Raw genomic sequence first — 851 nt, forward strand, 5'->3', positions numbered from 1 at the left:
CTGCCCGGGCACGCCCGGGGCATCTGGCAACTGCGGATGCAGCACCACCACAACTGAGGCAGGATAAGAACATGATGGATCCGCAGGAACGACCGGCCGGCGAGCGCGGCGACCGAGACAAGCATGGTGATCGCTCGGGGGATCGCCAGAACCGTAATGACGGTGATCGGCGCGGCGGCGGATTCTCGGGTGGTCAGCGGCCGTGGGAGCGCTCCGGCCGAGGTGGCACCGAGCGACGCAGCTTCAGCGATCGTGGCGAACGCCCCTCTGGTGGGTGGCCGAATCGTCCCCAGCGTGATGACCGTGGAGGCCAGGGTGCGGGACGACCTGACCGCGGTGGCGACGCCGGCTTTGGTCGAGGGAGTGGATCCGGCCGCCCGTGGCAGGATCGCCCGGGCGCAGAGCGCGACACGCGTGGTGGGTCTGGTGACGGATTCCAGAACCGCCGCAGTGGCGCCGCCGACCGCTTCTCCGAGCGTTCTGATTCACGTCCCGAGGGTCGTGGGTGGAGCCGTGACGCTGGGCGTGATGATCGCGCCGGTGGATTCCGTGGTGGCGACAGTCGTGGTCGTGATGATCGTGCGGGTGGTTTCCGTGGCGGCGAGAGTCGTGGTCGTGATGATCGTGCGGGTGGTTTCCGTGGCGGCGACAGTCGTGGTCGTGATGATCGTCCTGGTGGTTTCCGTGGCGGCGAGAGTCGTGGTCGTGATGATCGTCCTGGTGGTTTCCGTGGCGGCGAGAGTCGTGGTCGTGATGATCGTGCGGGTGGTTTCCGTGGCGGCGACAGTCGTGGTCGTGATGAGCGTCCTGGTGGTTTCCGTGGTGGGGACAGCCGTGGTCGTGATGATCGG

General features: G+C 67.3%; 1 protein-coding gene. It reads left to right on the top strand.

The genetic code is table 11. The annotated features are described in order from the left end of the window. Positions 1-156: 156 nt before the first annotated feature. A partial coding sequence (locus IPV09_RS14005; protein WP_207475965.1) for a hypothetical protein occupies positions 157-851 on the top strand: 695 nt, incomplete at its 3' end.

It is taken from the genome of Tessaracoccus sp. SD287 (assembly GCF_017355265.1).
Lineage (GTDB): Bacteria > Actinomycetota > Actinomycetes > Propionibacteriales > Propionibacteriaceae > Aestuariimicrobium.